The sequence below is a fragment of the Streptomyces sp. DF42 genome, from assembly GCF_058267695.1.
Genome location: NZ_CM177859.1, coordinates 5,914,130 through 5,939,795, shown reverse-complemented (window position 1 = coordinate 5,939,795; position 25,666 = coordinate 5,914,130). Strand labels below are relative to the sequence as shown.

Genomic DNA, 25,666 nt, shown 5'->3' with positions numbered 1-25,666 from the left:
CGTAGGACGCAGCCTCGTACGGCACAGGGGGCCGTACGACACAGGGCCCGGACCGTCTGACGACGGTCCGGGCCCTGTTGCGCTCAGGCCGAGCGCGGTGTCACCGCTTGTGCTGCGAGTCCGCCACCGTGACCTCGACCCGCTGGAACTCCTTCAGCTCGCTGTACCCGGTCGTGGCCATCGCCCGGCGCAGCGCACCGAAGAGGTTCATCGAGCCGTCGGGGGTGTGCGACGGGCCCGTCAGCACCTCCTCGATGGTGCCGACCGTGCCGAGGTCGACCTTCTTGCCGCGCGGCAGCTCCTCGTTGACGGCCTCCATGCCCCAGTGGTGGCCCTTGCCCGGACCGTCCGTCGCGCGGGCCAGCGGGGAGCCCATCATCACCGCGTCCGCACCGCAGGCGATCGCCTTCGGGAGGTCGCCGGACCAGCCCACACCGCCGTCCGCGATCACGTGCGCGTACCGGCCGCCGGACTCGTCCATGTAGTCGCGCCGGGCCGCCGCCACGTCCGCGACCGCCGTCGCCATCGGGACCTGGATGCCCAGGACGTTCCGGGTGGTGTGCGCGGCGCCGCCGCCGAAGCCGACCAGCACGCCCGCCGCGCCCGTGCGCATCAGGTGCAGGGCCGCCGTGTACGTGGCGCAGCCGCCGACGATCACCGGGACGTCGAGCTCGTAGATGAACTGCTTGAGGTTCAACGGCTCGTGCGAGCCGGAGACGTGCTCCGCCGAGACCGTCGTACCGCGGATGACGAAGATGTCCACGCCGGCGTCCACGACCGCCTTGGAGAACTGCGCCGTGCGCTGCGGGGAGAGTGCGGCCGCCGTGACCACGCCGGAGTCGCGCACCTCCTTGATGCGCGCACCGATCAGCTCCTCCTTGATGGGGGCGGAGTAGATCTCCTGGAGGCGGCGGGTCGCGGTGTCCGCGTCCAGCCCGGTGATCTCGTCGAGCAGCGGCTGCGGGTCCTCGTACCGCGTCCACAGGCCTTCGAGGTTGAGCACGCCGAGGCCGCCGAGCTCACCGATGCGGATCGCGGTGGCGGGCGAGACGACCGAGTCCATGGGAGCGGCCAGGAAGGGCAGCTCGAACCGGTAGGCGTCGATCTGCCAGGCGATCGAGACCTCCTTCGGGTCCCGCGTACGGCGGCTGGGGACGACGGCGATGTCGTCGAAGGCGTACGCCCGGCGGCCGCGCTTGCCGCGCCCGATCTCGATCTCAGTCACGTCTGTGGCCTTTCCTGATGCGTTTCAGCGTCTTCCAGTATCGCCGACGGATACGACAAGGGCGGCCCCGGTACTCCGGGACCGCCCTCGGGAAGCCTGGCGACTGCTTGCTCCTACTTGCTGCGGCTGTAGTTCGGCGCCTCGACCGTCATCTGGATGTCGTGCGGGTGGCTCTCCTTGAGGCCCGCGGAGGTGATCCGCACGAAGCGGCCCTTCGTCTCCATCTCGCCGATGGTCGCCGCGCCCACATAGCCCATGGTCTGGCGCAGACCGCCGACGAGCTGGTGCAGCACGTTGGCCAGCGGGCCGCGGTAGGGCACCTGGCCCTCGATGCCCTCGGGCACGAGCTTGTCGTCGGAGGCGACCTCGGCCTGGAAGTAGCGGTCCTTCGAGTACGACTTCCCCTGGCCACGGGACTGCATGGCGCCGAGCGAGCCCATGCCTCGGTACGACTTGAACTGCTTGCCGTTGATGAAGAGCAGCTCGCCGGGCGACTCCTCGCAGCCGGCCAGGAGGCTGCCGAGCATCACGGTGTCGGCGCCGGCGGCCAGCGCCTTGCCGATGTCGCCGGAGTACTGCAGACCGCCGTCGCCGATCAGCGGAACGCCGGCCGGACGGGCGGCGAGGGAGGCCTCGTAGATCGCGGTGACCTGCGGCACACCGATACCGGCGACCACGCGGGTCGTACAGATCGAGCCCGGGCCGACACCCACCTTGATGCCGTCGACGCCGGCGTCGATCAGTGCCTGGGCGCCGTCACGCGTGGCGACGTTGCCGCCGATCACGTCGACGGAGACGCTCGACTTGATCTTCGACATCCAGCCGAGGGCGTTGCTGTTGTGACCGTGCGAGGTGTCGACGACCAGGAAGTCCACCCCGGCCTCGGCGAGCGCCTGGGCGCGCTCCAGGGCCTCGGGGCTGGCACCCACGGCGGCACCGACGATCAGCCGGCCCTCGGCGTCCTTGGCCGCGTTCGGGTACTTCTCGGCCTTGACGAAGTCCTTGACGGTGATCAGGCCCTTGAGGACGCCCGACTCGTCGACCAGCGGAAGCTTCTCGATCTTGTGGCGGCGCAGCAGCTCCATGGCGTCCACGCCGGAGATGCCGACCTTGCCGGTGACCAGCGGCATCGGCGTCATGACCTCGCGCACCTGGCGGCTGCGGTCCGACTCGAAGGCCATGTCGCGGTTGGTCACGATGCCCAGCAGCTTGCCGGACGGGTCGGTGACGGGGACACCGCTGATGCGGAACTTGGCGCACAGCGCGTCCGCCTCGGCGAGCGTCGCCTCCGGGTGCACCGTGATGGGGTCGGTGACCATGCCGGACTCGGAGCGCTTGACCAGGTCGACCTGGTTGACCTGGTCCTCGACGGAGAGGTTGCGGTGCAGCACGCCGACGCCGCCGAGGCGGGCCATCGCGATGGCCATGCGGGACTCGGTCACCTTGTCCATCGCCGCCGAGAGGAGCGGGATGTTGACCCGGACGTTGCGTGAGATGCGGGACGAGGTGTCGACCGCGCCGGGGAGCACCTCGGAGGCGCCCGGCAGCAGCAGCACGTCGTCGTAGGTCAGCCCGAGTGTCGCGAATTTTCCGGGCACTCCGTCGACGTTTGCAGTCATGACACCTTCCCCAAATGGCCTTGATCGGTGCGGATGTCCATGCTAACGGGAAGCACGGCTACCAAATTCCACGGTTCCGCGTGACCTCGGGCTTCGTACGTTCGTACGGAATCTCCGAGCGTCCTGTTCAGGGAGGGCCCCTCACGGGCTCACGGCGGAGGAGTTACTGCTCCGCGAGCGCCCTGAGCCGACTCAGGGCCCGGTGCTGCGCCACCCGGACCGCGCCGGGTGACATTCCCAACATCTGGCCGGTCTCCTCGGCCGTCAGCCCCACCGCGATGCGCAGCAGGAGCAGTTCGCGCTGGTTCTCGGGCAGGTTGGCCAGGAGTTTCTTGGCCCATTCGGCGTCGCTGCTCAGCAGCGCCCGCTCCTCCGGGCCGAGCGAGTCGTCGGGCCGCTCGGGCATCTCGTCGGACGGGACGGCGGTCGAACCCGGGTGCCGCATCGCCGCTCGCTGCAGGTCCGCGACCTTGTGTGAGGCGATGGCGAAGACGAACGCCTCGAAGGGGCGGCCGGTGTCCTTGTAGCGCGGCAGCGCGAGGAGGACGGCGACGCAGACCTCCTGCGCGAGGTCCTCCACGAAGTGCCGTGCGTCGCCCGGAAGACGGGACAGACGGGTGCGGCAGTAGCGCAACGCCAGCGGGTGAACATGGGCGAGCAGGTCGTGTGTGGCCTGCTCGTCCCCTTCGACGGCGTGGTGGACGAGTGCACCGATGCCCCCTGCGGCACTCGCCGCCTCGTCGTCGCGCATCGGTCCATGGTGCCTTGCGGCCGTGCGGTCCGTGGCACCGCGTCCGATGTTGTGCACCGAAGCGTTATGAGCAGGTGCGCCGGAACTCATCCCTTGCGCCCTCCCCTTCCGCTCGACCGACTCGTCCCCGAGAGACTCCACACCTCAAGGATGCGGCATCCGCGCCGAAACGAGCAGCGGGCGCCGAGGACACCGCTTGACCGATCTCGCGACCGCGCCCCCAAAGGGGCGCGGGGCTGCATCGATGTACGGCTCCGCCGCGCGGGCGCGACCAGCCACGACCGGCCGGCGCCACTACGACAACCTGCACGTCCGAACTCTCAGCGAACCAGGCCCCAGCGGAACCCGAGCGCCACCGCATGCGCCCGGTCGGACGCACCCAGCTTCTTGAAAAGCCGTCGTGCGTGGGTCTTCACCGTGTCCTCGGAGAGGAACAGCTCACGCCCGATCTCGGCATTGGACCGACCGTGGCTCATCCCTTCGAGCACCTGGATCTCACGCGCCGTGAGCGTGGGCGCGGCGCCCATCTCGGCGGAGCGCAGCCGTCGCGGGGCCAGCCGCCAGGTCGGGTCGGCGAGCGCCTGGGTGACGGTCGCGCGCAACTCCGCGCGTGAGGCGTCCTTGTGCAGATAGCCGCGGGCACCGGCGGCGACCGCGAGGGCCACGCCGTCCAGGTCCTCGGCGACCGTGAGCATGATGATGCGCGCACCGGGGTCGGCGGACAGCAGCCGCCGCACGGTCTCGACGCCGCCCAGCCCGGGCATGCGCACGTCCATCAGAATCAGGTCCGAGCGGTCGGCGCCCCAGCGGCGGAGGACTTCCTCGCCGTTGGCCGCGGTCGTCACGCGCTCGACGCCGGGCACGGTCGCGACCGCGCGGCGGAGCGCCTCTCGGGCAAGCGGGGAGTCGTCGCAGACGAGGACGGATGTCATGGCCGCCCTCCGCAGCTGATGCACGTCACCTTGAGCCTCCAGGCTGGTACGAAATCGTCACCTGTGCGGTCGACCGTCTCGGACGTCTGCCCGAGCACTTATTGCTTCAACCGCCTCCGCACTCTCAACGACGGTCACTCGAAAGAGTTACGGGGCTGTGTGCCATCTTCGGCACTCTACGTGAGGGGACGGACACGGTGCAGACATGCAGGGCGGACCCCCAATGTTTCATCACAACCCATGCCCCATTTAGACCCCTTTTCTTCCCATCTACTGGTGTCTGAGGCTAGATTCGCAATGAGTCATATTTTCATCTTCTTAGATCGTAGATGTACGGTCGTTGGCACCGTATCCGCTCAGAACGGCTACAAGGGGTCACGTAATGGCAGATTTCTCCCGCCTTCCCGGACCGAACGCGGACCTGTGGGACTGGCAGCTCCTGGCCGCCTGTCGCGGAGTGGACAGCTCGCTCTTCTTTCATCCGGAGGGTGAGCGCGGTGCGGCCCGGAGCGCTCGCGAGAACTCGGCCAAGGAGGTCTGCATGAGGTGCCCCGTGCGCGCACAGTGCGCTGCGCACGCGCTGACGGTGAGAGAGCCGTACGGCGTGTGGGGCGGCCTGACCGAGGACGAGCGCGAAGAACTCATGGGTCGGGCGCGGAACCGGCTGGTGTCGGCGGGGGCCACTGGTGGGGACGGCGTATCGAACAACTGAAGGAACGTTTCTTCGTTCCAGGGTTCCATTCGAGCTCCAGGACCCCGAGCTCCCGACGAGGAGGGCACGCGTGCGTGCCCTCCTTCACTGCCGGGCGGCCGCGCGGCCGAGTTCCTCCAGGGTTGCCGCGACCGCCGGGACCCGGGCCAGATCGGGCAGCGTCAGCGCCACGATCTCCCGCCGCACCGCGGGCTGAAGTGCCAGCACGCGCGCGTGGCGCGGCCGTACCGACTCGATGGCCAGCTGCGGCAGTACGGCGACGCCTAGGCCGGCGCCGACCAGGCCGACGACCGCCGGATAGTCGTCGGTGGCGAAGTCGATGCGCGGGGTGAAACCGGCCCCCTCGCACACCTCGACCAACTGCCCGCGGCAGCGCGGGCAACCAGCGATCCACGGCTCGCCCGCGAGGTCCCCGATGGACACGGACGCGGCGTCGGCGAGCCGGTGCCGTTCGGGCACGAGCCCGACCAGCCGGTCGCTCAGCAGAGGTCGTACGACGAGGTCGTCCCACTCCTCCGCGCCGGCCGCGCCCTCGTACCGGAAGGCCAGCGCCACGTCGCAGTCGCCCTCTCGGAGCAGTTCGACGGAGGCGGGCGGTTCGGCCTCCTCCAGTGAGACGCGGGTGCCGGGGTGCGCGGCACGCAGGGCCGCGAGGGCGGTGGGCACGAGGGTGGAGCTGCCGCTGGGGAAGGAGACCAGCCGGACGCGTCCGGCGCGCAGGCCGGCGATGGCGGCGACCTCCTCCTCGGCGGCGGTGAGCCCGGCGAGGATGCCGTTGGCGTGCCGCACCAGGGCCTCTCCGGCCTGTGTCAGACGCATCTCGCGCCCGCTGCGGATCAGCAGCGGGGTGCCCACGGACGACTCCAGGGCCTTCATCTGCTGGCTGACGGCGGGCTGGGTGCAGCCGAGTTCGCGCCCGGCCGCCGAGAAGGAACCGGTGGTGGCGACGGCACGCAGGACACGCAGATGACGGGCTTCGATCACAGTTCGAGCATAAGCGAACCTTTGGGGAGGCTCGATGTCTCGTGGGCGGGCTTTGGCGACACCTGCCTGGCGGGTCTCCCCCGAGGCTCGGGTGGAGCGGTTCACGCGGAAGGGTGCTCCGGGTGGGTGACCGCGGTGACCGTGCCGGGCGGGAACCGCGACCGCGACGTAACGGACGCTGCCGCCAAGGCGGTTGGCGGCCGGGGAGGCGGGGGCTTCGCCGTCTGCCGAAGTACGGCTTCTGACGGCCCTTCACCCGGGTGTCCTTCGCGGATGTTTCACCAGCGTCGGAGCATGTGCAGAGATCGGATCCGCACAGTCCGGGTCACTACCCTTGGGCCATGACAACGGCTCTGATTACGGGATCGACCGCGGGCATCGGCGCCGCGTTCGCGCGGCGGCTGGCAAACGACGGGCACAACCTGGTGCTCGTCGCCCGCGACACCAAGCGACTGCGGGAACAGGCGACCGAGCTGCACGACCGGCACGGCATCGAGGCGGAGGTCCTCACGGCGGACCTCGCCTCGGACGACGGGATCGAGGCCGTGGCCGCGCGCCTGGCCGACCGCAGGAACCCCGTCGATCTGCTGGTCAACAACGCCGGCTTCGGCAACAAGGGCCGCTTCCTCGACGTGTCGATGGCCGACGAGCTGAAGATGCTGAAGGTCCACTGCGAGGCGGTGCTGCGGCTCACGGCGGCGGCGACCGAGGCGATGCGGGAGCGCGGCCGCGGCGGAGTCGTCAACGTCGCGTCCGTGGCCGCCTTCGTGCCGCGCGGCACGTACGGCGCCTCCAAGGCGTGGGTCGTGCAGTTCACGCAGGGGGCGGCGAAGGATCTGGCCGGGAGCGGGGTGCGGCTGATGGCGCTGTGCCCGGGGTTCGTGCGGACGGAGTTCCATCAGCGGGCGGGGATGGGCACGGACAACATCCCCGGGTGGATGTGGCTGGACGCGGACAAGCTCGTGGCGGCGGCGCTGGCGGATCTGGCGCGCGGGAAGTCGCTGTCCATTCCGGATCCGCGGTACAAGGCGCTGATGGGGGTCGTGAAGGTGACTCCCCGCGGGCTGCTGGGTGGGATCTCTTCGCGGACCGGGCGGAAGTACGGGCCGCAATAACCTCTCGGCCAGGGGGCGCCCGGACGCTCCGGTGGGAAAATGGTGCTGTTCAACCGGACCTCGGGGACCGGAGGCGAAGCCATGACCTTCGTACAGATCATCGACTGCAGGACCAGCCGCTTCGACGACATGAACCGGCTGATGGACACATGGGTCGAACAGACCAGGGGGAAGCGGACCGCGACACACAGTGTGATCGGCAAGGACCGGTCGGACGGGTCGCACTTCATCGAGATCGTGGAGTTCCCGTCGTACGAGGAGGCGATGCAGAACTCCAGCCTGCCCGAGACCGACAAGATCTTCCGGGAGATGGTGGCTCTCTGCGACGAGATGCCGACGTTCACCGACCTGGACATCGTGCGCGACGAGCAGCTGAACGCGGACACCTCGCGGCGGTTCTTCCAGGCGGCGGCCGCAGAGGGCGAGCTGCCTTCGCTCGACGACATGGTCGCCGAGAACTACCACGACCACGATCCCGCCAACGAGCAGGACACCATCGGCATGGACGCGCTGCGGCGCGAGGTCGAGATGTGGCGCGGTGCCTTCGACTTCACGTTCACCATCGACGACCAGGTCGCCCAGGGCGACCGGGTGTGCAACCGGTGGACCTGGAGGGGAACCCAGAAGGCCGAGTTCATGGGGATCCCGTCGAGCGGGAAGAACGTCACCATGACCGGCGTGACCACGCACCGGTTCGGCGAGCACGAGAAGATCGTCGAGGCGTGGTGGGAGTACGACCGGCTGGGCCTGATGGCGCAACTGGGTGCGCTGGAGGGACTGGAGCAGTAGGGCAACGCGAAGGCCCGGCACCTCAAAGGTGCCGGGCCTTCGTACTGACCGAGGTCAGTGGGCGTGGCCGTGGCCCGCGGCCGCCGGCTCTTCCTCTTCCTTCTTCTCGACGACCAGGGTCTCGGTCGTCAGGAGGAGGGAGGCGATGGAGGCGGCGTTCTCCAGGGCGGAGCGGGTGACCTTGACCGGGTCGATGACGCCGGCCTTGACCAGGTCGCCGTACTCGCCGGTGGCGGCGTTGAAGCCCTGGCCCTTCTCGAGCTCGGCGACCTTGGAGGTGATGACGTAGCCCTCCAGGCCGGCGTTCTCGGCGATCCAGCGCAGCGGCTCGACGACCGCGCGGCGGACGACGGCGACACCGGTGGCCTCGTCGCCGGTCTTGCCGAGGGAGCCCTCCAGCACCTTGGCGGCGTGGACGAGCGCGGAGCCACCACCGGAGACGATGCCCTCCTCGACCGCGGCGCGGGTCGCGGAGATGGCGTCCTCCAGACGGTGCTTCTTCTCCTTGAGCTCCACCTCGGTGGCGGCGCCGACCTTGATCACGCACACGCCGCCGGCCAGCTTCGCGAGGCGCTCCTGGAGCTTCTCGCGGTCCCAGTCGGAGTCCGTGTTCTCGATCTCGGCCTTGATCTGGGCGACGCGGCCCACGACGTCCTCGGAGTTGCCGGCGCCGTCGACGACCGTCGTGTCGTCCTTGGTGACGGTGACGCGGCGGGCGGAGCCCAGCACGTCAAGGCCGACCTGGTCGAGCTTGAGGCCGACCTCCTCGGAGATGACGGTGGCGCCGGTGAGGATCGCCAGGTCCTGCAGCATCGCCTTGCGGCGGTCGCCGAAGCCGGGGGCCTTGACCGCGACCGCGTTGAAGGTGCCGCGGATCTTGTTGACGACCAGGGTGGAGAGGGCCTCGCCCTCGACGTCCTCGGCGATGATCAGCAGCGGCTTGGAGGAGTTGGTCTGGATGACCTTCTCCAGCAGCGGCAGCAGGTCGGCGATCGAGGCGATCTTGCCCTGGTTGATCAGGATGTACGGGTCGTCGAGGACGGCCTCCATACGCTCCTGGTCGGTGACGAAGTACGGGGACAGGTAGCCCTTGTCGAAGGCCATGCCCTCGGTGAAGTCCAGCTCCAGACCGAAGGTGTTGGACTCCTCGACGGTGATGACACCGTCCTTGCCGACCTTGTCCATCGCCTCGGCGATGAGCTCGCCGACCTGGCTGTCCTGGGCGGACAGGCCGGCCACGGCGGCGATGTCGGACTTCTCGTCGATCGGGCGGGCCGTCGCGAGGAGTTCCTCGGAGATGGCGGCCACAGCCGCGTCGATGCCCTTCTTCAGGGCGGCCGGGGAGGCGCCCGCGGCGACGTTGCGCAGGCCTTCGCGTACGAGCGCCTGGGCGAGCACGGTGGCGGTGGTGGTGCCGTCACCCGCGATGTCGTTGGTCTTGGTCGCCACCTCCTTCACCAGCTGGGCGCCGAGGTTCTCGTACGGGTCCTCGACCTCGACCTCACGGGCGATGGTGACGCCGTCGTTGGTGATGGTGGGCGCGCCGAACTTCTTGTCGATGACGACGTTGCGGCCCTTGGGGCCGATCGTCACCTTGACCGTGTCGGCAAGCTTGTTGACGCCGCGCTCGAGGGCGCGACGGGCGTCCTCGTCGAACTTCAGGATCTTCGCCATGGGAGCGGTTCAGCCCTCTCGGAAAATGTGGGTGAAACGAACTGCGCCCCTGACGCCCGGCTTCATAAGGTCGCGGGGGCCCGGGGCGCAGCTCACAGCAGATGTGCTTCGAAGTGAATTACTTCTCGATGATCGCGAGCACGTCGCGAGCCGAGAGGACGAGGTACTCCTCGCCGTTGTACTTCACCTCGGTGCCGCCGTACTTGCTGTACAGCACGATGTCGCCGGTCTTGACGTCGAGCGGAAGACGCTCGCCGTTCTCGAAGCGGCCCGGGCCCACGGCCAGGACGACGCCCTCCTGGGGCTTCTCCTTGGCGGTGTCCGGAATGACCAGGCCAGAGGCGGTGGTCTGCTCGGCGTCGAGCGGCTGGACCACAATGCGGTCCTCGAGCGGCTTGATGGCAACCTTGGAGCTGGTGGTCGTCACGATCCGACCTCCCCCTTCGGAGATCTCACGGGGTTAACTGTCTGAGGTGGCGACCAGGTGGATCCGTCGTCGCGGGTGCCGGACCTGCCCGTCGCGTAGTTGGCACTCTCCAGTGGGGAGTGCCAGACCCGAGACTATGACTGCGATTAGCACTCGGTCAAGCGGAGTGCCAATGCCGTGCGGCGCGTCGGCGGAGATTGCCGGTGAACGCCGGGTTCTGCGGCGCCCTGGGTCGGCGTGAGCGTCCCCGGGGGCTGCCGCCCCCCGGGCCCCCCGCTCCGGCCTGAACGGCCTCGTCCTCGAACGCCGGACGGGCTGACGTGCCTGAGGCGGCGTTGCAGAGTCAGACGTAGTCCTCCAGGCGGCCCACCGTCAGGCCCGCCCGCTGGACCCGGCGCAGCAGGCGCGCTGTCCGCTCCCGCAGTGTCGGGCCCGAGCGCTCGTCCGGGTCCACGGCCACGATGTCGCCGGGACGCAGGCCGTGGCCGCCGCGGAGGTAGGCCAGTTCGCCGCCTCCCGTCATCGAGGCGCGCCACAGGACCAGTGCCGAGATGCCGCAGTCGGCGGCCGCCCGCCGTGTGGTGGGGTCGTAGGCGCCGTGGGGAGGACGGAACAGCCGGGGCCGGATGCCGAAGCGGGATCTGAGCCTGTCCTGCTGGCCGCAGATCTGGGCGCGCCGGCCGGCGTAGGGCAGACCGCGCAGGGCGGGATGGCCGAGGGTGTGGTTCTGGATGCTCGCGCCGACCGACTGGAGGCGGGCGAAGTGGCCGTATCCCGGCCCGACGACGCTGTCCGTGAGGAACATGCTGACGGGCAGGCGCAGTTCACGGACCATGTCGACGAACCGTGGGTCCTTCTCGGCCCCGTCGTCGTAGGTCAGGAAGACGACCTTGTCGCGGGTCGGGACGCGGGAGAGGACGGGGGGCAGGCCCCTGCCCTCGGTTTCGGTACCCGCCCTCGGCGCACGGGACGGCTTCGGGGCGGGGAGCAGGGGAGCGGTCAGGCCCCAGCGGCGGTACGGCCGTTCGGCCGCGCCGCGCGGCCCGTGCGCCCTCACCCGCTGGGCCGCCTTCGCGCCCAGTCGCTCGATCGGGTCGACGGACTGGGCGCAGCCGGTGAGCAGGACGACCGCCAGCGCACCGGCCGCCAGGGCCCGCAGCCTCACAGGTAGTCCTCCAGGCGGGCCACCGCGTATCCCCCGGCCGTGACCCTCCGCAGGAACCGGCGCATGTCCTCGACCATCGTGCCCTTCCACTCGTGACGGCCGCGGAAGTGGGTGAGGACGATGTCGCCGGGGTGCAGGTCCTGGTCGTCCTCGCGGTACTCCCAGTGGTCGACGAAGACCTCCTCGTCCCAGATCGGCGCGTACTTGATTCCGCAGGACTTCGCGGCCCGCAGCGTGTCCCGGTTGTAGTTGCCGTACGGCGGCCTGAAGACCGTCGGGGCCCTGCCGAACTGCTTCTTCATGATCTTCTGCATGCCGCAGATCTCGTGCCACTGCTCCTCGTACGACAGTCCCGGCAGGTAGGGGTGCGTGAGGGTGTGGTTGTTGAGGGTGACGCCCTCGGACTGCATCGTGCGGAAGTAGGGGTAGTCGCCCTTCACCAGGAAGTTGCTGAGGAAGGCGGAGTAAGGGATCTTCAGCTCGCTCATCATCCGCAGGAACGCCCGGTCCTTCTCGGCGCCGTCGTCGATGGTGAGGAAGACGACCTTCTGTTTCGTGGGAACGGTGGTGAAGACCGGCGGGAGGTTCAACTCCTCCTGGTCGTCCACCTCGAAGCCCTTGCGTGCCGTGATCCTCGGCTTCTTCGCGGGCGGCGGCGGAGCCGTCAACGGAACCTGCTCCAGGCCCCAGCGCCTGGCCACGGCGGCCCGGGCGGTGTACGCCGCGTGCAGCTTCGCGGCGTAGGAACCGAGGGCGCGGGCGGGGGGTGCCTGCAGGGGCTGCTGTCCGGAGGCCGGGCGCACCTGAGAACCGCTGTCCGGAGCGCAGCCCGAGGCGATGGCCGCGACGGCGAGCACGGCGATTCCGCCGCGGATCCGGCTCACCCCATAAGCGCGATTCTTGTCATTTTGTACGACTGCTCGCATGACGCGGGATCCTTGCAGGTCACCCCACGGATCCCGGCCCGACACCGCGGCCGGAGGCACACCGTCCACCGACTGGCCCACAATGAGCCGGTGAACGACCTCGCTGACCTCCTCACCCCCGAAGGCCGCGCCCTCCTCGACGAGGTGCGTGGCACGGCCCCGGCCGACGAACTCGCCGTCGCCACCCGGCTGCGCCGCGAACACCCCGCCGAACTGGTGTCGGCGGCGATCGGGCAGGCCCGGCTGCGGCAGCGGGCGGCGGCCAAGTTCGCTGCCGGGGACGCGGAGCGGATGTTCTTCACGCCGAACGGGGTGGAGCAGTCGACGCGGGCGAGTGTCGCCGCGTATCGCGCCGAGCGGCTGAAGGAGCTGGGCGTCACCTCCCTCGCCGACCTGTGCTGCGGGATCGGCGGGGACGCCATCGCACTCGCCCGGGCCGGGATCCGGGTACTGGCCGTGGACCGGGACCCGGTGACGGCGGCCGTGGCGCGGGCGAACGCCGACGTGCTGGGACTGGGCGAGCTGATCGAGGTGCGGGAGGCGGACGTCACGGACGTGGACACGGCCGGCTACGACGCCGTGTTCGTCGATCCGGCCCGGCGGGGCGGGCGCGGCCGGATCTTCGACCCGGAGGCCTACTCGCCGCCCCTGTCCTGGGCGGTGGAAGCCGCCCGCGCGGCGCCCCGCGCCGCCCTGAAGGTCGCGCCCGGCATTCCGCACGAGGCCGTGCCCGCCGACGCCGAGGCCGAGTGGATCTCGGACGGCGGCGACGTCAAGGAGGCCGTGCTGTGGTTCGGGACGCGGCCGGGACTGGTCCGCGCCACCCTGTTGCCCGGTCCGCGCACACTGCTCGGGAGGGGCCTGCCCGATCCCCAGGTCCGGCCCGTCGGGCGGTACTTGTACGAGCCCGACGGCGCCGTCATCCGCGCCCACCTGGTCGCCGAGGTCGCCGCGGACCTGGCGGGCGGGCTGATCGACCCCACCATCGCGTACATCACCGCGGACGAGTACCACGTGACCCCGTACGCGACGGCGTACGAGATCACCGATCAACTCCCCTTCGGCGTGAAGAAGTTGAAGGCGCTGTTGCGGGAGCGCGAGGTCGGCGTCCTGACCGTGAAGAAGCGCGGGTCGGCGGTCGAGCCGGAGGAACTGCGCCGGAAGGTGCTCCCCAAGTCGCAGGGCCCCCACTCGGCGACCGTGTTCCTGACCCGGGTCGCGGGTGCCCCGACCATGCTGATCGGCGCACCCGCCTAGCCAGTGCCCGGGCAGGCGACGTTTGCCCGTGAAGAAGCGGCGTCCGGTGCGTGCTCCGGCACTCCCCCGGCCGGAGGCTGGGGGAGCACCGGGTGCGGGCCGTCGTACTGGACGTACTTGGGCTGTGCCCGGTGCGGTGAGTGGGGACCTCCCACGCACTTGAGGCAGTGAGGGCGCGTGCCGGGCGTCGCGACGGGGCGAACGGTGCCTGCCGGGGCACTACGCGCCGAGTGACCGGAGCTTTCCGCGCAGCAGCTCTCGCTCGCGTTCGTTGCGGGCGAGTTCCGCGGCCCGTACGAACTCCTCGCGTGCCTCCGCCGTGCGGCCGAGCCGGACCAGCAGGTCCCCGCGCACGCTGGGCAGCAAGTGGTAGTCGTGCAGGGCGGGTTCGGTTGCGACGGCGTCGACGACGGCGAGCCCCTCGGCCGGCCCCCGCGCCATCGACACGGCGACCGCGCGGTTGAGCTCGACGACCGGGGACGGGGCACGGACGGCGAGCAGACCGTACAGGGTCGCGATGCTCGCCCAGTCGGTCTCCTCGTACGTGTACGCGTGCGCGTGGCAGGCGGCGATGGCGGCCTGCAGGGCGTACGGGCCCGGGGCGCCTGCGGATGTGGCGTCGGCGCGGTGCAGGGCCGTGATGCCGCGGGCGATGAGCATGCGGTTCCAGCGGCTGCGGTTCTGGTCCTTGAGGAGGACGGGGGCGCCGTCCGGGGCGGTGCGGGAAGCGGTGCGGGAGGCCTGGAACTCCAGGAGGGAGGTCAGGGCGTGCACCTCGGGCTCCTTGGGCATCAGCCCGGACAGCACGCGGGCCAGCCGCAGCGCGTCCTCGCAGAGCGCGGGTCGCAGCCAGTCGTCGCCGGTCGTCGCCGCGTATCCCTCGTTGAAGATCAGGTAGATGACGTCGAGTACGGAGCCGAGCCGGACCTCGCGTTCGGGGCCGTACGGCCCCTCGAAGGCGACGTTCCTGGCAGCGAGGGTGCGCTTGGCGCGGACGATGCGCTGGGCGACGGTCGCCTCGGGGGTGAGGAAGGCGCGGGCGATCTCAGGTGTCGTCAGGCCGCCGAGCAGTCGCAGGGTGAGGGCGATGCGGGCCTCGGCGGACAGGACCGGGTGGCAGGCGGTGAAGACGAGCCGCAGCAGGTCGTCGTCGATGTCGTCGGCGTCGGCGGGTTCCTCGGGCGGGGCGACGGTCTCCTGGGTGCGGCCGATCTCCGCCAGCTTGCGGGCGTAGTTCTCCCTGCGCCGGATCAGGTCGACGGCGCGGTGCCGGGCGGTGGCCATGAGCCAGGCGCCCGGGTTGTCGGGCACCCCGTCCCGCGGCCACTGTTCCAGGGCGGCCACCAGCGCGTCCTGGGCGAGTTCCTCGGCGATGCCGATGTCGCGGACGACCCGGGCGACGGCGGCGATGATGCGCGGGGACTCGAGGCGGTAGACGGTCTCGATGGCATGGGCGGCGTCCTGGCCGGACGCGGCGGCGGGGGTGGCGATGGGCTGCTGTTCCACAACCCACCATGCAACACCCCCGGGCCGCACCGCGCCCGGGTCTACTCAGCCCTCGGCGATCTCCCGCACCTCGCAGGTCACCGTCCAGTACTCCTCGTGGACCTTCACGAACCGCTTGGTCCACTCCAGGGCCTCGTCCATGTCCTTGCACTGGGTGATGGCGTAACCGCCGATGACCTCCTTGGACTCCGTGAACGGCCCGTCCGTGACACTGAGCTTCCCGCCCTCCCAGTGCACCCGCTTGCCCTGGGTGTGCGGGGTCAGCCCGGCCGTGTCGAGCATGACCCCGGCCTTGGTGATCTCCTCGATCAGCTCGCCCATGCGCTCCATCAGCTCGGGGCTGGGGCCCTCCGGGGGTGCGGTGGTCTCGTCGACGCGGACGATCGACAGGTAACGCGGCATGGTGACTCCTCGGTCGCTGCGGGGCCGGTCCTTCCCGGCCTCTCACCGGTGCGTCGATCGGTAGAGGCCGGGATCGACAGACTCCGCGGATTTCTTCGGAGTTTTTTCCCGGAGCACTGACCTGCCAGGACCTGCTAGGACAGCTCCCAGCCGAACGCCGCCTTCGTGTACGGCGCCCCGACCGTCCGCCCGCCGAAGGTGAATGCCGCGTCCGTCACGATGCCCGTGGGACGCCCCCGCAGGGACCAGACCGCGCCGTCGCCGGCGTTCTCGTGGGGCGCCGCCGCCGCGAGGTCCGCGTAGCCGTTGCCGTTGATGTCGAGGAGGCTGACCGCGCCGCCGAAGTTGTCGCTCGTCTCGACGGCTCCGGGGACGCCCTTGGTGTTCTGGGTGAAGCCCTGGGCGCCCTTGCCGGTCAGACCGCTCCGGCTGCCGTACAGGACGTCGACCATGCCGGCCCCGTCGTCGTAGCCGAGTTCCTCGCCGGGCGCGCCCACGGCCACGTCGTCGTAGCCGTCGCCGTTGACGTCACCGACCGCCACCGCGGCGCCGAACTCGTCCACGGTCTCCTTGCCGCCGGGGACGCCGTCGGTGTTCTGGCTGTACGTCTTCCAGGTGGACTCCGGCTTCAGACCGGAGGCCGAGCCGAGGGCCACGGTGACCGTGGAGTAGTTCTCGGCACCCCGGACGACGTCGCCGTAGCCGTCGTGGTTGATGTCGCCGAAGGCCACCCCACCGTCGCCCTCGGGGGCCTTGGCGGGGGTGAAGGCGTCTCCGGAGGCGTTGGCCAGGTAGAACCGCGAGGTGGAGGCGCCCTCGCCGATGTAGTCGGTCAGCGCGAGGTCGTCGCGTCCGTCGCCGTTGACGTCGCCGGCGGCGGCGTCCAGGACGTCGTCGTACTGGAGGTCGGTCGCGCCGAAGGCCCTGGTGGCGGCCGGCTTGCCGGTGCGGGAGAGCGGGCCGGTCCAGACGGTGGCCGTGGTGCCGTTGGGGTCGTCGTGCCCGGAGCGGCCCCCGCGGAACAGGACGAGGTCCTGCTTGCCGTCACCGTCGAAGTCGCCGGCCTGGGTGACCGCGGCGGGCACGGACACCCCGCCGGACAGACCGCTCTTGCCGCCCCAGACGACGACCGCGTCCCGTACCGAGGAGGTCTCGCCGACGATCAGGTCGGTGCGCCCGTCGCCGTCCAGGTCGCCCTTGGACAGCTGGATGCCGAAGTTGTCGCCCGCCCGGGGGCTGCCCGGAATGCCGCTGGTGGCACGGCTGATGACCGTGCGCCGGTCCTTGGTCAGGCCGTGCGGGCCGCCGTACATGACGACGACGTGGCCCGCCCCCTTCTGGCCGCCGACTGTGGCGGTCGGGGCGCCGATGGCGAGGTCCTTGTAGCCGTCGCCGTTGAAGTCGTCCCGGACGGTCTTCGGGGCGGCGGCCGCGGCACTGCCCGCAAGCGCGGGGATACCGCCGAGCGCCAGCACACCGGCGATCATCGGCACGGACCAAGCTTTGTACGAACGCGAGTTGGACATCTGAAATCCCCCTGGTTACGGCAGTGCAGTCACCGCCTGAGACCCCCGGGGGCGCCCGGTGGTTGTAATCCCCGGCTCACTTTCGGCGCAGGGATTCCCACAGCTCGCTCGCCGCCGGTTCCTGCGCCACCACCCGGTTGTGGTCCGAGGGGGCCGTCACCACCGGCATCATCACCGTCCTCACGTGGTCCGCCGACAGGCCCTTCAGACTCCGGCCCAGCTCCACGAGTTCGCTCAGCGAGTCCAGGCCCGTGTCGGTGGTCAGGCTGCTGGTGACGGATTCGGCGACCGTGTACAGCTGGGCGGGGTCGGTGAACAGGTTCGTCGAGGAGATCTGCTCCAGCAGGGCCTTCACCAGCTTCTGCTGCAGGCCTATGCGGCCGAGGTCACTGCCGTCGCCCAAGCCGTGCCGGGTACGGGCGAGGGCCAGGGCCTGCTTGCCGTCGAGCGGACGCGTGCCCGCCCTGAGGTGCAGATGGCTGTCGTGGTCGTCGATGTCCCGGTCGGTCGTCACGGTGACGCCGCCCAGCGCGTTCACCAGCTTCGCGAAGCCCGAGAAGTCGATCTCGACGTAGTGGTCCATGCGCACGTGCGTGATCGACTCGACCGTCTTGACCGCGCACACCGCCCCGCCCACCGAATAGGCGGTGTTGATCATCGCGTTGTACGCCATCGCCGTGGACCCGCCGGACTTCAGCGGACAGGACGGACGGGTGACGAGGGTGTCGCGCGGAATGCTGACGACGGTGGCCCTCGTGCGGCCCGCGTCGATGTGGACCACCATCGCCGTGTCGGAACGGGCGCCGGAACCGCTGCCCCCGCCGAGCGCCTTGTTCTCCTTGCCGCTGCGCGAGTCCGAGCCCAGGACCAGGATGTTCAGGGAGCCGGCCGGCAGCGGGGCGGCCACGGTGGAGGCCTCGGCGGACGGCGTCGTCACCGCCTTCGGGGGGCGGTCGTCGCCGAGTGCGTTGTCGATGTCGACGCTCTTGATGTTGTTGTTGAGGTGCCAGTACGCCCAGCCCGCCGTACCCGTGCCCAGCGCCAGCAGGCCGGCCAGGGTGAGACCGGCGATCTTCAGCGTGGTCGAGCGCCGGCCCCGTGGTCTGCCCGCGTCACCGTTCTCGTCGTGTCCCGTCACGGGCAGGAACGTAAGTCCGCATTATTAGGGGATTGTTAGCGACAACGGCGCGAGACGGTTTTCTTCGGAAAATCTCACGTTTCCCGGCTCCGGACCTGTTCCGGCGTGGACAGCATGGCGACCCCGGTGGCAACTGCCGCCAGGGACAAGCCTGTTCCGAGGGATCTCGTCGCGAAAGTCTCCGAATGTTTCGGTCGGGAAACCGACTGGCTTCGGAGGAGTGTCGTGCGCGCCCGCACCGCCCGTCGACACATCACCTTCCGGCCACTCACGTCACGCGGGCGGCGGGGCGGTACTGCTGCGCACCACCAGGCTGGTCGCCAGCTCCACCCGTGTCGCCACCGACGCCTCGTCCTCCCGTCCCAGGTCGAGGACCAGCCTGGCGGCCGCCTCGGCCATCTCCGTCAGCGGCTGCCGTACGGAGGTCAGGGGCGGCCCCACCCAGCGCGCGACCGGCAGATCGTCGAAGCCGACCACGCTCAGGTCCTCGGGGATGCGCAGGCCCAGTTCGCGCGCGGCCTCGTACAGGCCGAGCGCCTGCAGGTCGTTGAGGGCGAAGACGGCGGTGGGCCGGTCCGGGCGGCGCAGCAGTTCGAGGCCCTGCCGGTAACCGGCCTCGTGATGGAAGTCGCCGGTGGCGATCAGCGCCGGGTCGACCGGGAGGCCCGCGGTCTCCAGGGCGGCCCGGTAGCCGTCGACGCGGGCGCGGCTGCACATCATGCGGGACGGTCCCGTTATGGCGCCGATGCGGGTGTGGCCGAGTTCGACGAGGTGCCGGGTGGCGGCCAGCCCGCCCTGCCAGTTGGTCGCGCCGATCGACGGGACGTCGACGCCGGGGTCGCCGGCCGGGTCCATCACCACGAACGGGATGGAGCGGCTGGTCAGCAGCGCACGCTGGGACTCGTCGAGACCGGACAGGACCAGGATCACGCCGTGCGGACGGCGGGCGGCGACCTGGTCCGCCCAGGTGCGGCCCGGCGTCAGCCGCCCCGCGCTCTCGCTCAGCACCACGCTCAGCCCGGCGTCCCGGGCCACGTTCTCCACGCCCCGGATGACCTCCATCGCCCACGCGCTCTCCAGCTCGTGGAAGACCAGGTCGATGAGCGGCGAACGGCTGGCCTCGGCCCGTCGGCGCCGGTAGCCGTAGGCGCGCAGCAGGTCCTCCACGCGGCTTCGGGTGGCCGGCGCCACATCGGCACGCCCGTTGAGGACCTTCGAAACAGTCGGCGCGGACACGCCGGCCTCGCGGGCGATCTCGGCGAGCGTCGCGGTTCGCGTCGAGCGGCCTGCCGTCGGGGGTGCCGTCCGGGTTTCCATGGGCTCCGGGGGTGTCATGACGGCGATCGTATCCCTGCACGACCTCTTGACGAACCCTTCCGACCGCCCTAGGTTCCCGGAACATTCGACGTGTACAACGAAACATTCGTGACCAGTGTTCGTGAGAGGGTCCCATCCCACTCGACAAGAGCAGGAGTTTCATGACCATCGCGCCCTGGCGTGACCCCGCCCTGCCGGCCGCCGCCCGCGTCGACGACCTGCTCTCCCGGATGACCCTTCAGGAGAAGACCGCCCAGCTGTACGGCGTGTGGGTGGGCGCCGCCACGGACGGCGACGGAGTCGCCCCCCTGCAGGGCGAGATGACCGCCGACTACGACTGGGACGAGCTGATCACCCACGGCCTGGGCCAGCTCACCCGCTCCTACGGCACATCGCCCGTGGACCCGGCGCTGGGCGCGCAGGCACTGGCCCGCGCCCAGCGCCGTATCACGGCGGCGGGCCGCTTCGGCATCCCGGCCGTCGCCCACGAGGAGTGCCTGGCCGGCTTCACGGCCTGGGGCGCCACCGCCTACCCCGTCCCGCTGGCCTGGGGCGCCACCTTCGACCCGCCCCTCGTCGAGGAGATGGCCCGCAGCATCGGCGAGGACCTGCGCTCGGCCGGCGTGCACCAGGGCCTGGCCCCGGTCCTGGACGTCGTACGGGATCCGCGCTGGGGCCGGGTCGAGGAGACCATCGGCGAGGACCCCTACCTGGTGGGCACGATCGGGACGGCCTATGTGCGCGGCCTGGAGTCCGCCGGGATCGTCTCCACGCTCAAGCACTTCGCCGGGTACGCGTCCTCGGCCGGCGCCCGCAACCTCGCCCCCGTCCGGGCCGGTGTCCGGGAGTTCGCGGACGTGACGCTCCCGCCCTTCGAGATGGCGCTGCGCGAGGGCCGCCCCCGCTCGGTGATGGCCGCGTACACCGACACGGACGGCATCCCGGCGTCGGCGGACCCGGCCCTGCTGACCGAACTCCTGCGGGAGCAGTGGGGGTTCACCGGCACGGTGGTCGCCGACTACTTCGGCATCGGCTTCCTCCAGACGCTGCACCGGGTGGCGGGCTCACCCGCCGAGGCGGCGCACGCGGCGCTGTCGGCCGGCATCGACGTGGAGCTGCCGACGCTCAAGTGCTACGGGAAACCGCTGCTGGAGGCGGTGGCGGCGGGAGCGGTCCCGGAGTCGCTCGTCGACCGCGCGGCCCGCCGCGTCCTGCTCCAGAAGTGCGAACTGGGCCTCCTGGACGAGGGCTGGGACCCCGAGCCCACCGGCACGATCGACCTCGACTCGGCCGCGAACCGGGCCCTGGCCCGCCGCCTCGCCGAGGAGTCGGTGGTCCTTCTGGACAACCCGGACGGAGTCCTCCCGCTCCCGCCCGACACCCGTGTCGCGGTGGTCGGACCGCGGGCGGCCGACGCCCTGGCGATGCTCGGCTGCTACTCCTTCCCGTCCCACGTCCTGGCGCACCACCCCGACGTGCCGATGGGCGTGGAGATCCCGACCGTCCTGGAGGCGCTGCGGGCCGAACTCCCGGACGCGAAGGTGACGTTCGCGCAGGGCTGCGACACGTCGGACCCGGATCCGTCGGGCTTCGAGGAGGCGGTGGCGCGCACCGCCGAGGCGGACGTGTGCGTGGCGGTCCTGGGCGACCGGGCGGGCCTGTTCGGACGGGGCACCTCGGGCGAGGGCTGCGATGTGACGGACCTCCGGCTCCCGGGCGTGCAGGGTGAGTTGCTCGACCGTCTGGTGGCCACGGGCGTCCCGGTGGTCCTCGTCCTGCTCACCGGCCGCCCGTACGCGCTGGGCCGCTGGCAGGGCCGGCTGGCCGCGGTGGTGCAGGCGTTCTTCCCGGGGGAGGAGGGCGGCCCGGCAGTGGCGGGAGTCCTGTCGGGCCGCGTGAACCCCTCGGGCCGGCTGCCGGTGAGCGTCCCGCAGCTCCCGGGAGGCCAGCCGTGGACGTACCTCCAGCCCCCGCTGGGCCTCGCGGGCGAGGTCAGCAACCTCGACCCGACGCCGCTGTACGCCTTCGGGCACGGGCGCTCCTACACGACCTTCGCGTGGGACTCGGACGCGACGGCGGCCCAGATCGGCACGGACGGCTCGTACGACATGACGGTGAACGTCCGCAACACCGGTGACCGCGAGGGCGCCGAGGTCGTCCAGCTGTACCTGCACGACCCGGTGGCCTCGGTGACCCGCCCCGACGTCCGCCTGATCGGCTACCGGCGCGTGGAGCTGGCCCCGGGCGAGACGGCCCGCGTGACCTTCCACTTCGACGCCGATCTCTCCGCGTTCACCGATCGGACTGGTCGGCGGGTGGTCGAACCGGGCATCCTGGAGCTGCGGTTGGCGGCATCCAGCTCGGACGTACGGCACACGGCACGGCTGACCCTCACGGGCCCGCTGCGGGTGCCGGGTCCGGAGCGGAGGCTGCACTGCGAGACGGAGGTGTCGGGACCGGCCTGACCCTCCGCGCCGCGACACGGGGAGGCCGGGATGGACAGGTACGTCCACCATGAACTGCGTTCCGTCTACAGCGCGTTGGTCGCTCTGGCGGTCTGCGTGCCGGCGACGACGGGCGTCCGCGGGGCGCCGCTGACAGCCGGCGGCCTCGGCATGTTCGTCACCTGCGGGCTCGCCTTCACGGTGGTGTCCACCCTGCTCCACGCGAGCCGCGTCAAGTGGTTCGGCGACGTACGGGACTTCGAGGAGGCGGTCCTGCTGGACCAGGCCCCTCCCGCCGTCTCCCTGCGCACCCACCCGCTCAACACCTGGCTCCTCGCCGTGATGCTGGTCCCCACCCTGGCCCTCGCCATCGCCTGGGAACCCTGGGTCGCCCTGCTCCCCCTGTGGGCGGCCCTCCTCTGGCTGGGCCAGGCCTGGCTGGCGGCCGGCTGGGAGCGCAGGAACGGCAAGGTGCTGTGGCGGGGGCACGATCAGGACGCGCCGTGGAAGCTGTCGGTCACCCCTCGGCCACTGCCTCGAACCGCCACCGGTGCACTGCCCGAGTGACCGACTCGCCGCCGGGCTCGGGCAGTTCGGGCAACTCGGCGTCGAGCTCCGCGTCCCACCAGGTGATGACCAGCACGCGGTCCTGCGGACCGCGGAAGGTCTCCCGGCGCAGGGGCCGAGCCGACAGCTCCTGCGCCCGCGCCCAGGCGAGCAGCTCCTCGCCCCGGCCCTCGACCGCCCGCGCCTCCCACATCAGCGCGACCGTCACGAGTAGAGGTTCTCCTTGCCGACCTCGTGCACATGGTCGTGATCGTGCGTGTGCCCGGGGACATGCGGTTCGGTCACCGGCAGCGACGAGTCCGCCGACAGGTCCCAGCTCGACGCGGCCCGGTTGCGGGCCACCATCTCCGCGCCGAGCGCCGCCACCATCGCGCCGTTGTCCGTGCACAGCTTCGGCCGCGGCACCCTGAGCCGGATCCCGGCCGACTCGCACCGCTCCTGGGCCAGCGCCCGCAGCCGCGAGTTGGCGGCCACCCCGCCGCCGATCATCAGGTGGTCGACGCCCTCGTCCTTGCAGGCCCGTACGGCCTTCCGGGTCAGCACGTCGACGACCGCCTCCTGGAAGGAGGCCGACACGTCACGCACCGGCACCTCCTCCCCCGCCGCCCGCTTGGCCTCGATCCAGCGGGCCACGGCCGTCTTCAGGCCGGAGAAGGAGAAGTCGTACGCCGCGTCGCGCGGGCCGGTCAGACCGCGCGGGAACGCGATCGCCCGGGGGTCGCCCTCGCGCGCGTACCGGTCGATGACCGGGCCGCCGGGGAAGCCGAGATTCAGCACGCGCGCGATCTTGTCGAAGGCCTCGCCGGCCGCGTCGTCGATGGTCGCGCCGAGCGGCCGTACGTCCGAGGTGATGTCGGTGGAGAGCAGCAGGGAGCTGTGCCCGCCGGACACCAGCAGGGCCATCGTGGGCTCCGGCAGCGCCCCGTGCTCCAGCTGGTCCACGCAGATGTGGGAGGCGAGGTGGTTGACGCCGTACAGCGGCTTGCCCAGCGCGTACGCGTACGCCTTCGCCGCCGACACACCGACCAGCAGTGCGCCGGCCAGTCCTGGACCTGCGGTGACCGCGATGCCGTCCAGGTCACGCGCGCTCACCCCCGCCTCCTTCAGCGCACGGTCGATCGTCGGCACCATCGCCTCCAGGTGTGCCCGGGAGGCGACCTCGGGCACGACGCCGCCGAAGCGGGCGTGCTCGTCGACGCTGGACGCGATGGCGTCGGCCAGCAGGGTGGTGCCGCGGACGATGCCTACGCCGGTCTCGTCGCAGGAGGTCTCGATTCCCAGGACCAGGGGTCCGTCAGCCATGGATCTCGGTTTCTTGTTCGGAGGTGGGACCCGCGGCGGAACCGCTGTCGGGTCCTGTGGTCAGTCGCATCACCAGGGCGTCCACGTTGCCCGGCTGGTAGTAGCCGCGCCGGAAACCGATGGCCTCGAAGCCGAAGCGCTCGTAGAGCTTCTGGGCGCGGATGTTGTCGACCCGGCACTCCAGCATCACGTGGCCGCACTCGAAGGAGGTGGCGGCCCGCAGCAGTTCGGTCAGCAGCTGCCCGCCCAGGCCCGTGCCCCAGTGGTCGCGGGCGACCGCGATGGTCTGGATGTCGGCGAGACCTCCTGAGGCGGCCAGTCCCGCGTATCCGACCAGCCGCCCCGCACCGTCTTCGGCGCCGTCCTCGGCGACGACGTAGCGGCGCGTCGCCTCCGGCCCGCGCGCATGGGCCAGTTCGGACCAGAACATGCCCCGGGACCAGGTGTCCTCGGGGAAGAGGTTCTTCTCCAGTTCGAGCACGGGATCGATGTCCCACCAGCGCATCTCGCGCAGTCGAGAGATCACGGATTCGGTCACTTGGGGGTGACCACCTTGTAGTTCTTGGGGACCTGGGCGTCCGGGCGGCGCAGGTACAGCGGCCGGGGCGCGGGGAGTTCCTCGCCCTTGTCCAGCCGCTCGGCGGCCAGAGACGCGAGCGCCGCGGCCGACACATGCTCCGGCTCGTGCGCGTTCGGGAAGGTGTCCGGGTACAGGAGCGCGCCCGCGCCGACGGCGGGCAGTGAGGCCACCTGGTCGGCGATGTCCGCGGGTCGGTCCACGGCGGGCTCGGTCGTGCGCGTCCGCGAGTCCGCGTACCGCGCCCAGTAGACCTCCTTGCGGCGGGCGTCGGTCGCCACCACGAAGGGGCCTTTTTCGATGTCGGACGCGTACGCCAGACCGTCGAGCGTGCACACGCCGTGCACGGGGACACCGAGCGCGAGCCCGAAGGTGTCCGCGGTCATCAGTCCGACGCGCAGCCCGGTGTAGGGCCCGGGTCCGATGCCCACGACGATGCCGGTGACGGCGTCGAGCCTGAGGCCGGCCTCGGCGAGCACCCGGTCGACGGCCGGCAGCAGCAGCTCTCCGTGCCGGCGCGCGTCCACCTGGCTCGACGAGGCGATGACGTCCGTGCCGTCGTGCAGGGCGACGGTCACGGCGGGGGTTGCGGTATCCAGAGCGAGCAAGAGCACGCAAACAGCGTACGGCTCCTGCGCCGCGAGCATGGCCGCCCCGGTCAGGCACGTACAGGCTGCTACGGTCGCCGCAAGTACGAGGTACGACGCGATGGGTCAGGTGGGCGACGGTGCCAAGCAGCAGCTCCGGATTCGTGTTCGGGCTCACCGCGGCCGCCCTGGCGGCGGTCGGCTTCCTCGGTCACCAGGCCTCCGCGACCGTCCCGGCCGGCCTCGACACGCCGCACGCGAGCGCCACACCGGCGACGGTCGTCTCGAAGGCCCCCCGCGGCAAGGCGGACCCCGGCGTTCCGCCCACCGGGTCCGGCGTGGGGGAACGGGTCGTCTACTCGGTGGCCTCCGACCGTGTCTGGCTGGTCGGCTCGCGCAACGAGGTCACGCGCAGCTTCAGGGTCACGCCTGGCGACGTCGCCCCGGCCCCCGGCGTCTACCGGGTCACCTCCCGCTCGAACTCCGTGGTCGGCACCGACGGCACCCCGATCGAGCACGTCGTGCGCTTCACCGCCGTGGACGGGGTGACCGTCGGCTTCAGCGCGGCGGTCGACGACACACCGGAGCAGGCCGACCCGGGCGTGCGCACGGGCGGCATCCGCGAGTCCCGCGAGGACGGCGACGCGATGTGGGAGTTCGCGACGATCGGCGCGCAGATCGCCGTGATCCCCTAGCCGGGCGGCTTCCCTTTGGCCAGGCAGCT

Annotated in this window: 25 protein-coding genes; 7 read left to right on the top strand and 18 right to left on the bottom strand. The window is 71.0% G+C overall.

All coding sequences use genetic code 11. From position 1 onward, the window contains the following. Window positions 1-100: 100 nt before the first annotated feature. From ACYUED_RS27385 to ACYUED_RS27370, 4 genes are all read right to left on the bottom strand, one after another. Window positions 101-1,225 carry a GuaB3 family IMP dehydrogenase-related protein gene (locus ACYUED_RS27385; protein WP_491286012.1) on the bottom strand — a complete coding sequence of 375 codons (1,125 nt, stop codon included), beginning with the start codon at window positions 1,223-1,225 and terminating at the stop codon, window positions 101-103. A 113-nt stretch (window positions 1,226-1,338) separates the two neighbouring features. Then, window positions 1,339-2,844, bottom strand: a complete 1,506-nt coding sequence (gene guaB, locus ACYUED_RS27380) for an IMP dehydrogenase (protein ID WP_491286010.1) — start codon at window positions 2,842-2,844, stop codon at window positions 1,339-1,341. 163 nt (window positions 2,845-3,007) lie between these two features. Further along, on the bottom strand, window positions 3,008-3,595 hold the full coding sequence (locus ACYUED_RS27375; RefSeq protein WP_491286008.1) for a sigma-70 family RNA polymerase sigma factor: 588 nt from the start codon (window positions 3,593-3,595) through the stop codon (window positions 3,008-3,010). Window positions 3,596-3,915: 320 nt separating this feature from the next. Then, the gene (locus ACYUED_RS27370) at window positions 3,916-4,527 is read right to left on the bottom strand and encodes a response regulator transcription factor (protein WP_003948568.1); all 612 of its coding nucleotides are present in this window, start codon (window positions 4,525-4,527) and stop codon (window positions 3,916-3,918) included. A 382-nt stretch (window positions 4,528-4,909) separates the two neighbouring features. Here ACYUED_RS27370 and ACYUED_RS27365 point away from each other — a divergent pair, with 382 nt between their 5' ends. Then, window positions 4,910-5,239: a WhiB family transcriptional regulator gene (locus ACYUED_RS27365; RefSeq protein ID WP_491285985.1), complete on the top strand. Its 330-nt coding sequence runs from the start codon at window positions 4,910-4,912 to the stop codon at window positions 5,237-5,239. Between the two features lie 84 nt (window positions 5,240-5,323). On the opposite strand, the gene ACYUED_RS27360 is transcribed toward ACYUED_RS27365, so the two are convergent. Further along, window positions 5,324-6,223 (bottom strand): LysR family transcriptional regulator, encoded by a 900-nt coding sequence (locus tag ACYUED_RS27360; protein ID WP_491285984.1) that lies wholly within the window; start codon window positions 6,221-6,223, stop codon window positions 5,324-5,326. Between the two features lie 341 nt (window positions 6,224-6,564). Here ACYUED_RS27360 and ACYUED_RS27355 point away from each other — a divergent pair, with 341 nt between their 5' ends. Beyond that, window positions 6,565-7,338, top strand: coding sequence for an SDR family NAD(P)-dependent oxidoreductase (locus ACYUED_RS27355; RefSeq protein ID WP_491285982.1), 774 nt, complete (start codon window positions 6,565-6,567; stop codon window positions 7,336-7,338). 81 nt (window positions 7,339-7,419) lie between these two features. Further along, complete coding sequence (locus ACYUED_RS27350) at window positions 7,420-8,127, top strand: ester cyclase (RefSeq protein ID WP_491285980.1); 708 nt, start codon at window positions 7,420-7,422, stop codon at window positions 8,125-8,127. Between the two features lie 54 nt (window positions 8,128-8,181). On the opposite strand, the gene groL is transcribed toward ACYUED_RS27350, so the two are convergent. From groL to ACYUED_RS27330, 4 genes are all read right to left on the bottom strand, one after another. Then, window positions 8,182-9,801, bottom strand: a complete 1,620-nt coding sequence (gene groL / locus ACYUED_RS27345) for a chaperonin GroEL (RefSeq protein WP_491285978.1) — start codon at window positions 9,799-9,801, stop codon at window positions 8,182-8,184. A gap of 118 nt (window positions 9,802-9,919) precedes the next feature. Beyond that, window positions 9,920-10,228, bottom strand: a complete 309-nt coding sequence (gene groES / locus ACYUED_RS27340) for a co-chaperone GroES (RefSeq protein WP_003998759.1) — start codon at window positions 10,226-10,228, stop codon at window positions 9,920-9,922. 343 nt (window positions 10,229-10,571) lie between these two features. After that, window positions 10,572-11,393 (bottom strand): polysaccharide deacetylase family protein, encoded by an 822-nt coding sequence (locus ACYUED_RS27335; RefSeq protein ID WP_491285976.1) that lies wholly within the window; start codon window positions 11,391-11,393, stop codon window positions 10,572-10,574. After that, entirely contained in the window at window positions 11,390-12,319 is a 930-nt protein-coding gene (locus tag ACYUED_RS27330; RefSeq protein WP_491285974.1) for a polysaccharide deacetylase family protein, read from the bottom strand. Before ACYUED_RS27330 ends, ACYUED_RS27335 begins: the two co-directional genes overlap by 4 nt. 90 nt (window positions 12,320-12,409) lie before the next feature. On the opposite strand from ACYUED_RS27330, the gene ACYUED_RS27325 reads away from it, so the two are divergent. Continuing rightward, complete coding sequence (locus ACYUED_RS27325) at window positions 12,410-13,576, top strand: class I SAM-dependent methyltransferase (protein ID WP_491285973.1); 1,167 nt, start codon at window positions 12,410-12,412, stop codon at window positions 13,574-13,576. A 219-nt stretch (window positions 13,577-13,795) separates the two neighbouring features. Here ACYUED_RS27325 and ACYUED_RS27320 read toward each other — a convergent pair whose 3' ends face one another. From ACYUED_RS27320 to ACYUED_RS27300, 5 genes are all read right to left on the bottom strand, one after another. Beyond that, entirely contained in the window at window positions 13,796-15,082 is a 1,287-nt protein-coding gene (locus tag ACYUED_RS27320) for an RNA polymerase sigma factor (protein WP_491285971.1), read from the bottom strand. 45 nt (window positions 15,083-15,127) lie between these two features. Continuing rightward, window positions 15,128-15,484, bottom strand: a complete 357-nt coding sequence (locus ACYUED_RS27315; RefSeq protein WP_491285969.1) for a YciI family protein — start codon at window positions 15,482-15,484, stop codon at window positions 15,128-15,130. Window positions 15,485-15,618: 134 nt separating this feature from the next. Next, window positions 15,619-17,010 carry an FG-GAP-like repeat-containing protein gene (locus ACYUED_RS27310; protein WP_491285967.1) on the bottom strand — a complete coding sequence of 464 codons (1,392 nt, stop codon included), beginning with the start codon at window positions 17,008-17,010 and terminating at the stop codon, window positions 15,619-15,621. Window positions 17,011-17,086: 76 nt separating this feature from the next. Beyond that, complete coding sequence (locus ACYUED_RS27305) at window positions 17,087-18,148, bottom strand: LCP family protein (RefSeq protein WP_491285965.1); 1,062 nt, start codon at window positions 18,146-18,148, stop codon at window positions 17,087-17,089. A gap of 273 nt (window positions 18,149-18,421) precedes the next feature. Then, entirely contained in the window at window positions 18,422-19,483 is a 1,062-nt protein-coding gene (locus tag ACYUED_RS27300) for a LacI family DNA-binding transcriptional regulator (RefSeq protein ID WP_491285963.1), read from the bottom strand. A gap of 143 nt (window positions 19,484-19,626) precedes the next feature. Between ACYUED_RS27300 and ACYUED_RS27295 the strand changes: the two genes are divergently transcribed. Together ACYUED_RS27295 and ACYUED_RS27290 are read left to right on the top strand one after the other, a co-directional pair. Continuing rightward, window positions 19,627-21,930, top strand: coding sequence for a beta-xylosidase/alpha-l-arabinosidase (locus ACYUED_RS27295; protein WP_491285961.1), 2,304 nt, complete (start codon window positions 19,627-19,629; stop codon window positions 21,928-21,930). A gap of 30 nt (window positions 21,931-21,960) precedes the next feature. Continuing rightward, window positions 21,961-22,476, top strand: coding sequence for a hypothetical protein (locus ACYUED_RS27290; protein ID WP_491285959.1), 516 nt, complete (start codon window positions 21,961-21,963; stop codon window positions 22,474-22,476). On the opposite strand, the gene ACYUED_RS27285 is transcribed toward ACYUED_RS27290, so the two are convergent. From ACYUED_RS27285 to tsaB, 4 genes are read right to left on the bottom strand one after another with little or no spacing between them, the layout of a single operon-like run. After that, window positions 22,427-22,684 (bottom strand): hypothetical protein, encoded by a 258-nt coding sequence (locus ACYUED_RS27285; protein ID WP_491285957.1) that lies wholly within the window; start codon window positions 22,682-22,684, stop codon window positions 22,427-22,429. The two genes, ACYUED_RS27290 and ACYUED_RS27285, sit on opposite strands and share 50 nt — an antisense overlap. Further along, window positions 22,681-23,778 (bottom strand): tRNA (adenosine(37)-N6)-threonylcarbamoyltransferase complex transferase subunit TsaD, encoded by a 1,098-nt coding sequence (tsaD, locus tag ACYUED_RS27280; RefSeq protein WP_491285955.1) that lies wholly within the window; start codon window positions 23,776-23,778, stop codon window positions 22,681-22,683. Before tsaD ends, ACYUED_RS27285 begins: the two co-directional genes overlap by 4 nt. After that, window positions 23,771-24,316: a ribosomal protein S18-alanine N-acetyltransferase gene (rimI, locus tag ACYUED_RS27275; protein ID WP_491285953.1), complete on the bottom strand. Its 546-nt coding sequence runs from the start codon at window positions 24,314-24,316 to the stop codon at window positions 23,771-23,773. Before rimI ends, tsaD begins: the two co-directional genes overlap by 8 nt. Beyond that, window positions 24,313-24,969, bottom strand: a complete 657-nt coding sequence (gene tsaB / locus ACYUED_RS27270) for a tRNA (adenosine(37)-N6)-threonylcarbamoyltransferase complex dimerization subunit type 1 TsaB (RefSeq protein ID WP_491285952.1) — start codon at window positions 24,967-24,969, stop codon at window positions 24,313-24,315. The genes rimI and tsaB overlap by 4 nt, the downstream gene beginning before the upstream one ends. 113 nt (window positions 24,970-25,082) lie before the next feature. Here tsaB and ACYUED_RS27265 point away from each other — a divergent pair, with 113 nt between their 5' ends. Next, a complete protein-coding gene (locus tag ACYUED_RS27265; RefSeq protein WP_491285951.1) occupies window positions 25,083-25,637 on the top strand; it encodes a hypothetical protein in 555 nt (184 codons plus the stop codon). Window positions 25,638-25,666 lie beyond the last annotated feature (29 nt).

Coding starts and splice junctions, on each gene's coding strand:
- ACYUED_RS27290 (WP_491285959.1), top strand. CDS start 21,961: ATGGACAGGTACGTCCACCATGAACTGCGTTCCGTCTACAGCGCGTTG.
- ACYUED_RS27310 (WP_491285967.1), bottom strand. CDS start 17,010: ATGTCCAACTCGCGTTCGTACAAAGCTTGGTCCGTGCCGATGATCGCC.
- ACYUED_RS27295 (WP_491285961.1), top strand. CDS start 19,627: ATGACCATCGCGCCCTGGCGTGACCCCGCCCTGCCGGCCGCCGCCCGC.
- tsaD (WP_491285955.1), bottom strand. CDS start 23,778: ATGGCTGACGGACCCCTGGTCCTGGGAATCGAGACCTCCTGCGACGAG.
- ACYUED_RS27370 (WP_003948568.1), bottom strand. CDS start 4,527: ATGACATCCGTCCTCGTCTGCGACGACTCCCCGCTTGCCCGAGAGGCG.
- ACYUED_RS27350 (WP_491285980.1), top strand. CDS start 7,420: ATGACCTTCGTACAGATCATCGACTGCAGGACCAGCCGCTTCGACGAC.
- ACYUED_RS27365 (WP_491285985.1), top strand. CDS start 4,910: ATGGCAGATTTCTCCCGCCTTCCCGGACCGAACGCGGACCTGTGGGAC.
- ACYUED_RS27330 (WP_491285974.1), bottom strand. CDS start 12,319: ATGCGAGCAGTCGTACAAAATGACAAGAATCGCGCTTATGGGGTGAGC.
- ACYUED_RS27300 (WP_491285963.1), bottom strand. CDS start 19,483: ATGACACCCCCGGAGCCCATGGAAACCCGGACGGCACCCCCGACGGCA.
- groL (WP_491285978.1), bottom strand. CDS start 9,801: ATGGCGAAGATCCTGAAGTTCGACGAGGACGCCCGTCGCGCCCTCGAG.
- ACYUED_RS27355 (WP_491285982.1), top strand. CDS start 6,565: ATGACAACGGCTCTGATTACGGGATCGACCGCGGGCATCGGCGCCGCG.
- ACYUED_RS27315 (WP_491285969.1), bottom strand. CDS start 15,484: ATGCCGCGTTACCTGTCGATCGTCCGCGTCGACGAGACCACCGCACCC.
- guaB (WP_491286010.1), bottom strand. CDS start 2,844: ATGACTGCAAACGTCGACGGAGTGCCCGGAAAATTCGCGACACTCGGG.
- ACYUED_RS27375 (WP_491286008.1), bottom strand. CDS start 3,595: ATGCGCGACGACGAGGCGGCGAGTGCCGCAGGGGGCATCGGTGCACTC.